The organism is Hydrogenophaga sp., assembly GCF_031426985.1.
Lineage (GTDB): Bacteria > Pseudomonadota > Gammaproteobacteria > Burkholderiales > Burkholderiaceae_C > Hydrogenophaga.
In genome coordinates this window covers 1-7,635 of the sequence record NZ_JASJOY010000161.1, presented here as the reverse complement: position 1 = coordinate 7,635, position 7,635 = coordinate 1, and the positions used below count along the sequence as shown (strand labels likewise).

The window sequence follows — 7,635 nt, the reverse complement described above, 5'->3', positions numbered from 1 at the left end:
CGCGGCCGGAGAAGCCGCACATCGGGAAGCTGGCGCTGCCCTTCATGAACAGCACGATGTCGTTGGATTTGACCAGTTGGTCGATTTGGGTCTGCGCGTCACTCATGTTGGCGTCCTGGGTGGGTTGGGGTGCATCCGGCGTGGGCCGGGCGGGGTGTCGAATTATCGCGCGCCGGGCCACCGCCCGCCGCTGCAGCGCTCAATGCCCGCCAGATCGTTGCGGCTGCCGACGGCGTCGAATCCGTGTGCCGCCAGCAGGGCCCGCACGGCGGCGGCCTGGTCGTGGCCGTGCTCCAGCAGCAGCCAGCCGCCCGGGTGCAGCGCATCGGGCGCCTGCGCCACGATCTGGCGGAGGTCGTCCAGCCCGTCCGGCCCGGCGGTCAGTGCGCTGATGGGCTCGTGGGTCAACGCGGCCAGGTGGTGGTCGCCTTCGGCGATGTAGGGCGGGTTGCTGGCGATCACGTCAAAACGTTCGCCCGGCACCGCCGCCAGCCAGGCACCGTGGGCAAAGCGCACCGGCAGGTCCAGGCGCTGCGCGTTGGCCTGGGCCACGACCAGGGCGTCCGCGCTGGCGTCGGTGGCGGTGATTTGCACGTCGGGCCGACGGCTGGCAACGGTCAGCGCGATGGCGCCGCTGCCGGTGCCAAGGTCCAGCAGGCGGGGCGCGTCGCTGCCTGACGGGGGCAGGGCGTCCAGCGCCCATTCCACCAGCGCCTCGGTGTCCGGCCGCGGCACCAGCACGCGGGCGTCCACCTGCAGTGTCAGGCCGCCGAAGGCCTTTTCGCCCAGCAGGTAGGCCACGGGTTCACCGGCCAGCCGACGCTGCAGCAGCTCGCTCCAGCGGTTGGATATTGCTGGTGGCAGCGGATCACCGTCGTGCGCGATCAGCCAGGCCCGGTCGTGTGGCGAACGGCCCAGCGCGTGCAGCAGCAGCATCTGCGCGTCGAGCCGGTCCAGGCCGGCGGCGCTGGCCTGTCGCAGGATGTCTTGCAGCGTGTTCATCGGCTGTTCTGTTGTTCCAGATCTGCGAGCAACTCGGCGCCCCGCGCCACCTGCAGCGCATGGATCACGTCGCCCAGGTCGCCTTCCATCACCATCAGCAGCTTGTAGAGCGTGAGGTTGATGCGGTGGTCGGTCAGCCGGCCTTGCGGGAAGTTGTAGGTGCGGATGCGGTCGCTGCGGTCGCCGCTGCCGACCAGGCCCTTGCGGGTGGCGGCTTCCTTGGCGGCGCGTTCGCTGCGGTCCTTCTCCTGCAGCCGCGCCTGCAGCACCTGCAGCGCTTTGGCCTTGTTGCTGTGCTGGCTGCGGCCGTCCTGGCATTCGGCGGTGATGCCGGTGGGCAGGTGGGTCACGCGCACGGCCGAATCGGTCTTGTTGATGTGCTGCCCACCGGCGCCGCTGGCGCGGTAGGTGTCGATGCGCAGCTCGGCCGGGTTGAGCTTGATGGCCTCGGTTTCGTCGGGTTCGGGCATCACGGCCACGGTGGCGGCGCTGGTGTGGATGCGGCCCTGGGTTTCCGTCACAGGTACGCGCTGCACGCGGTGGCCGCCGGACTCGAAGCGCAGCTGGCCGTAGACGTTGGCGCCCGGGCCGCGGCCGGCGATGCGCAGCACCACTTCTTTGTAACCGCCGAGTTCGCTGGGCGACTCGCTCACGATTTCGGTGGACCAGCCCTGGCTGTCGGCGTAGCGGGTGTACAGGCGCGCCAAGTCGCCGGCGAACAGCGCGGATTCGTCGCCGCCCGTGCCGGCGCGGATTTCGACAAAGGCCGGGCGCTCGTCATCCGGGTCCTTGGGCAGCAGCAGGTGCTGCAGTTCTTCGTCCAGCCGTTCAAGGTCGGACTTCGCGGTGTCGATCTCTTCCTGCGCCATCTCGGCCATGTCGGGGTCGGCCAGCATCTCCTGCGCGGCGGTCAGGTCGGCCTCGCGCTGCTGGTGGCGGTTGAAGGCTTCAACGATGACGGAGGCGTCGGCGTGCTCGCGGCTGAGCGTGCGGAAACGGTCCAGGTCGTTCACCACGTCGGGCGCCGAGAGCAGGGCGTCGAGCTCGTGCAGGCGGGCTTTCTGGCGCAGCAGGGTGTCGCGGACGAAGGGTTTCATGCGGGAAGCGGGACAAGGCGACGGCGGCGGAGAACGCACGGGGCCGACGGACCGTGCTCGGGGCGTCCCGTAGGGACGCTGGCCAGCGTCGCTAGGACTTTTCGCGCAGGAACAGGCGCGAGACGGTCTGGGCCGTGGCGGCGCGGGTCTCGGCGTCGCCCGCGTGCAGCTCGGCCAGGGTGCCGTGCAGCATCTTCTGCGTCAGGCCCTTGGACAGGGCTTCGAGCACGGCTTCCACCGGCTCGCCCTTGGCCAGCAGTTTCTTGGCGCGGGCCAGCTCGGCGGCGCGCCAGGCGTCGGCCTGGGCATTGATCTGCTGGATCAGCGGCACCACGCCGCCCTTGGCCGGGTCGCGCTGGTCCATCCAGTGCATGAAGCTGAGCACACCCGCGTCGATGATGGCCTCGGCCTGCGCCACGGCGGCCTGGCGGTTGTCCTTGCCGGTCTGCACCACGCTGGCCAGGTCGTCCACGGTGTAGAGGTACACGTCGGACAGGCCCTTGACCTCGATCTCGATGTCGCGCGGCACGGCCAGGTCGACCATGAACATGGGGCGGTGCTTGCGCTTCTTGAGCGCGCGCTCCACCGCGCCCAGGCCGATGATGGGCAGGGTGCTGGCGGTGCAGCTGACCACGGCGTCGAATTCGTGCAGACGCTCGGGGATGTCGGCCAGGCGCATGACCTGGGCGCCGAAACGGCCGGCCAGGGCTTCGCCGCGTTCCAGCGTGCGGTTGGCGATCGCCATGCTCTTGGGCGTCTTGGCCGCGAAATGCGTGGCGGCCAGTTCGATCATCTCGCCGGCGCCGACGAACAGCACCTTGATGTCTTTCAGGTCCTCGAACAGCTGGCTGGCCAGGCGCACGGCGGCGGCGGTCATGCTGATCGAGTGGGCGCCGATCTCGGTCGAGGTACGCACCTGCTTGGCCACAGCGAAGGAGCGCTGGAACAGCTGGTGCAGCGTGGTGCCCAGGGCACCGGCTTCGTCGGCGGCGCGCACCGCGTCCTTCATCTGACCCAGGATCTGGGCCTCGCCCAGCACCATGCTGTCGAGCCCGCTGGCGACGCGGAAGGCGTGGCGCGCGGCCTCGCCTTCGCGCAGGATGTAGGCGTGGTCTTTGAGCACATGGGTGCTGACGCCGCCGGTCTGCGCCAGCCATTCCAGCGTGGGTTCCACGGCCGACTGTTCGCCCGCGGCGTAGAGCTCGGTGCGGTTGCAGGTGGACAGCAGCGTGGCCTCGGGTTGGCGCGCCAGACTCTGGCGGTAACCGTGCAGCGTGGGCTGGATCTGGTCGAGCGCGAACGCGAAACGGCCCCGCAAATCAAGCGGAGCCGTGTGGTGGTTGATGCCGAGCGCCCAGACAGACATGTGCCGGATTATAAAATTCGCGGCTCTCTGACGCCGACATCCTGCTGACATGACATTTTTGGCCTTGATCGGGCACCTGCTGAACTTCGCCGCCCCCGCCATCGGAGTGGCGCTGCTGCTGTGGGGCGCGCCCCGCCTGTGGCCCAAAACCCGGGCCGGCCGCTGGGCGGCCCGCAAGGAACTGCTGGCGCTGTGCGGCCTGGGTGTGGCGGTGCTGCTGGCCGGGCTGATCGTCCTGGGGCGCGACGCCAAGATGTTCAGCTACGCGGCCCTGGTGCTGGCGCAGGGTTCGCTGGTCTGGTGGGTGCGAGGTCGATAGGGCGGCACCCCCGCCGCGCTGCGCGCGACCCCCTCCAGGGGGCGACACCAGCCGTCTGGCGGAGCCAGCCCGGCGGTGTCTCTGGAAGATTCACCTCGCGCGAGGTGGGCGCGTTGACGACGCGGGCCATGGCGGTGACCGCGCCTCAGACCGGTGAAAACCGGTCCACCCGGTCGGTGATGATGCCGTCGATGCCCCAGGCTTGCAGCCGCGCCACGTCGGCCGGCGTGTTCACGGTGTAGGCCAGGGTGCGCAGGCCGGTCTGGCGGGTGCGGGCCATGGCTTCGGCTGTCCAGTATGTGTGGTCGCAGATGACGGCCACGCAGCCCAGGCCCAGGGCGGTGTCGAGCCAGCCGTCGCCCAAGGTTTCCAGCAGCAGGCCGCGGGGCAAGGCCGGCGCGGTGTCGCGTGCACCGGCCAGGGCCTCGGGTTCGAAGGAGCTGAGCAGCGGCGGTGCGCCGCTGGCGCCGGCCCACAGCCGCAGGGCTTCGCGCCCCACCGCCTCGCCGGTGGCGCGGGCCTGGCCCGGGCCGGGCTTGATCTCGATGTTCAGGTCGAAACGGTTGGCCAGGCAATAGTGGGCCACGGCGTCGAGCGTGACCGGTGGTTCGCCGGCGTAGGCGCGCGAATGCCAGCCGCCCGCGTCCAGCCGGCTCAGGGCTGCCCAGAGCTGGGCGCCGCCCAGGCCCTGTCCGGTGGTGGTGCGCTCCAGCGTGTCGTCGTGCAGCAGGAAGAGCACGCCGTCGGCGCTGAGCTTGGCGTCGCACTCGAACATGCGGTAGCCGTGCTGCGCGCCCAGGCGGAAAGCGGCAAGGGTGTTCTCGGGCGCGAGCTTGCCGGCACCGCGGTGGGCGACCCAGCGGGGATAGGGCCAGTGGGGCAGGGCGGGAGCAGAAGTTTTCATGGCGTGCGCACGGGTTGGCCGATCAGTGTGCCAGTACCCGCCGCAGGGGTGTGTGAATGGGGGGTGCGGTACCATCGCCCGCTCAGCTTTTGCTGCTGATCGCCCCTGCACATGAACGCCCCCACGCCGCTCCCGCTCCTGGAAACCGCCGCCGACGAATCGCCCCGTTTGCGCGAGATTCCGTACAACTACACCTCGTTTTCGGACCGGGAAATCGTCCTGCGGCTGCTCGGCTCCCAGGCCTGGCGCTTGCTGGACGAGCTGCGCGGCGAACGCCGCACCGGCCGCTCGGCCCGCATGCTCTACGAGGTGCTGGGCGACATCTGGGTCGTGCAGCGCAACCCCTACCTGCAGGACGATCTGCTGGACAACCCCAAGCGCCGCGGGGCGCTGGTCGATGCCCTGCACCACCGCCTGGGCGAGGTGCAGAAGCGCCGCACGCCGCAGGACGACCGGGCGCGCGACGAATCGGTGGGGCTGCTGCTGACGGCGGCCAAGGGCGCGGTCGAGTCGTTTGCCCGTTCGTTCGAAGACATGGCCGCTTTGCGCCAGCGCACGAACAAGGTGCTGCGCAAGCTCACCGCCAAGGACAACATCAAGTTCGACGGCCTCTCGCGCGTGTCGCACGTGACCGATGCGACCGACTGGCGCGTGGAATACCCCTTCGTGGTGCTCACGCCCGACACCGAGGCCGAGATGGCGCACCTGGTCAAGGGCTGCGTCGAGCTGGGCCTGACCATCATCCCGCGCGGCGGCGGCACCGGTTACACCGGCGGCGCGATCCCGCTGACCTGGAAGAGCGTGGTCATCAACACCGAGAAGCTCGAAGCGATGACCGAGGTGGAGCACATCCGCATCGGCGGGCACGAGCAGCCGGTGGCCACGGTGTGGACCGAGGCCGGTGTGGTGACCCAGCGCGTGGCCGATGCGGCCGAGCGCGCGGGCTATGTGTTCGCGGTGGACCCGACCTCGGCCGAAGCCTCCTGTGTGGGCGGCAACATCGCCATGAACGCGGGCGGCAAGAAGGCCGTGCTCTGGGGCACGGCGCTGGACAACCTGGTGAGCTGGCGCATGGTCACGCCGCAGGCGCAATGGCTGGAGGTCACGCGCACCGACCACAACCTGGGCAAGATCCACGACGCCGAGGTCGCGAGCTTCGAGCTCAAGTACTTCGAGGCCGACGGCAAGACGCCGGTGCGCACCGAACAGCTGGTGATACCGGGCAAGACTTTCCGCAAGGAAGGCCTGGGCAAGGACGTGACCGACAAGTTCCTGAGTGGCCTGCCGGGCATCCAGAAAGAGGGCTGCGACGGCCTGATCACCAGCGGCCGCTGGGTGGTGCACCGCATGCCCGAGCACACCCGCACCGTGTGCCTGGAGTTCTTCGGCAACCCCAAGGACGGCGTGCCTTCGATCGTCGAGATCAAGGACTTCATGTTCGCCGAGCAAAAGCGCAGCGGCACGCTGCTGGCCGGCCTGGAGCACCTGGACGACCGCTACCTCAAGGCGGTGGGCTACACCACCAAGAGCAAGCGCGGCACCCTGCCCAAGATGGTGCTGATCGGCGACATCGTCGGTGACGACGCCGACGCCGTGGCGCGCGCCACCAGCGAGGTGATCCGCCTGGCCAATGGCCGCAGCGGCGAAGGTTTCATCGCCATCAGCTACGAGGCGCGCAAGAAATTCTGGCTGGACCGCAAGCGCACCGCGGCGATTTCCAAGCACACCAACGCCTTCAAGATCAACGAAGACGTGGTGATCCCGCTGCCGCGCATGGGCGAGTACACCCTGGGCATCGAGCGCATCAACATCGAACTGTCGCTGCGCAACAAGCTCAAGCTGTGCGAGGCGCTGGAGGCCTTCTTCACCAAGGGCAATCTGCCCCTGGGCAAGACCGACGAAGCCAACGAACTGCCCAACGCCGAGTTGCTGGAGGACCGCGTGCAGCAGGCGCTGAGCCTGGTGCGCGAGGTGCGCTCACTCTGGGGCACCTGGCTGCGCGACGTGGAAACCTTGTTCCCACAATTGCAGGACCACAGCCTGCGTGCCAGCTGGAAGTCCCAGATCCGCGCGCCGCTGCAACAGATCTTCACCGGATCGGCCTTCGGCCCGATCCTGGCCGAGTGCAACGCGATCCACAAACGTGTGCTCAAGGGGCGCGTCTGGGTGGCGCTGCACATGCACGCCGGCGACGGCAACGTGCACACCAACATCCCGGTCAACAGCGACGACTACGAGATGCTGCAGACCGCGCACGAGGCGGTGGCCCGCATCATGGTGCTGGCGCGCGACCTGGACGGCGTGATCTCGGGTGAGCACGGCATCGGCATCACCAAGCTGGAATTTCTGACCGACGCCGAGCTGCAGCCCTTTGCCGACTACAAGGCCCGGGTCGATCCGGAAGGCCGCTTCAACAAGGGCAAACTGCTGCGCGGCAGCGCGCACCAGGCGATGGTGGCGGGCGACGCGAGCGTGCGCCAGGCCGATCTGGCCAATGCCTACACGCCGTCGTTCGGCCTGATGGGCCACGAGTCGCTGATCATGCAGCAGAGCGACATCGGCGCCATCGCCGATTCGGTCAAGGACTGCCTGCGTTGCGGCAAGTGCAAGCCGGTCTGCTCGACGCACGTGCCGCGCGCGAACCTGCTCTACAGCCCGCGCAACAAGATCCTGGCGACCTCGCTGCTGGTCGAGGCGTTCCTCTATGAAGAGCAGACGCGTCGCGGCATCAGCATCAAGCACTGGGAAGAGTTCGAGGACGTGGCCGACCACTGCACAGTCTGCCACAAGTGCCTCTCGCCCTGCCCGGTGAAGATCGACTTCGGCGATGTGTCGATGAACATGCGCAACCTGCTGCGCAAGATGGGGCAGAAGAGCTTCCGCCCGGGCAACGCCGCGGCCATGTTCTTCCTGAACGCGACCAACCCCGAGACCATCAAGTTCATGC

The 7,635-nt window shown here is 68.8% G+C and carries 6 protein-coding genes and 1 pseudogene; 2 read left to right on the top strand and 5 right to left on the bottom strand.

Annotated elements, in window-relative coordinates; all coding sequences use genetic code 11:
- The 4 genes and pseudogenes from RMP09_RS17480 to hemA all read right to left on the bottom strand — a co-directional run.
- Window positions 1-106: pseudogene (locus RMP09_RS17480) on the bottom strand (monothiol glutaredoxin, Grx4 family); the annotation flags it as partial.
- A gap of 56 nt (window positions 107-162) precedes the next feature.
- The gene (gene prmC, locus RMP09_RS17475; protein WP_310567258.1) at window positions 163-1,002 is read right to left on the bottom strand and encodes a peptide chain release factor N(5)-glutamine methyltransferase; all 840 of its coding nucleotides are present in this window, start codon (window positions 1,000-1,002) and stop codon (window positions 163-165) included.
- On the bottom strand, window positions 999-2,099 hold the full coding sequence (gene prfA, locus RMP09_RS17470) for a peptide chain release factor 1 (RefSeq protein ID WP_310567257.1): 1,101 nt from the start codon (window positions 2,097-2,099) through the stop codon (window positions 999-1,001). The genes prmC and prfA overlap by 4 nt, the downstream gene beginning before the upstream one ends.
- 91 nt (window positions 2,100-2,190) lie before the next feature.
- Window positions 2,191-3,465: a glutamyl-tRNA reductase gene (gene hemA, locus RMP09_RS17465; RefSeq protein WP_310567256.1), complete on the bottom strand. Its 1,275-nt coding sequence runs from the start codon at window positions 3,463-3,465 to the stop codon at window positions 2,191-2,193.
- Between the two features lie 49 nt (window positions 3,466-3,514).
- Here hemA and RMP09_RS17460 point away from each other — a divergent pair, with 49 nt between their 5' ends.
- Window positions 3,515-3,784: a hypothetical protein gene (locus tag RMP09_RS17460; RefSeq protein WP_310567255.1), complete on the top strand. Its 270-nt coding sequence runs from the start codon at window positions 3,515-3,517 to the stop codon at window positions 3,782-3,784.
- A 145-nt stretch (window positions 3,785-3,929) separates the two neighbouring features.
- On the opposite strand, the gene ugpQ is transcribed toward RMP09_RS17460, so the two are convergent.
- Window positions 3,930-4,688, bottom strand: coding sequence for a glycerophosphodiester phosphodiesterase (gene ugpQ / locus RMP09_RS17455; protein ID WP_310567254.1), 759 nt, complete (start codon window positions 4,686-4,688; stop codon window positions 3,930-3,932).
- A gap of 111 nt (window positions 4,689-4,799) precedes the next feature.
- Between ugpQ and RMP09_RS17450 the strand changes: the two genes are divergently transcribed.
- A partial coding sequence (locus RMP09_RS17450; RefSeq protein ID WP_310567253.1) for a DUF3683 domain-containing protein occupies window positions 4,800-7,635 on the top strand: 2,836 nt, incomplete at its 3' end.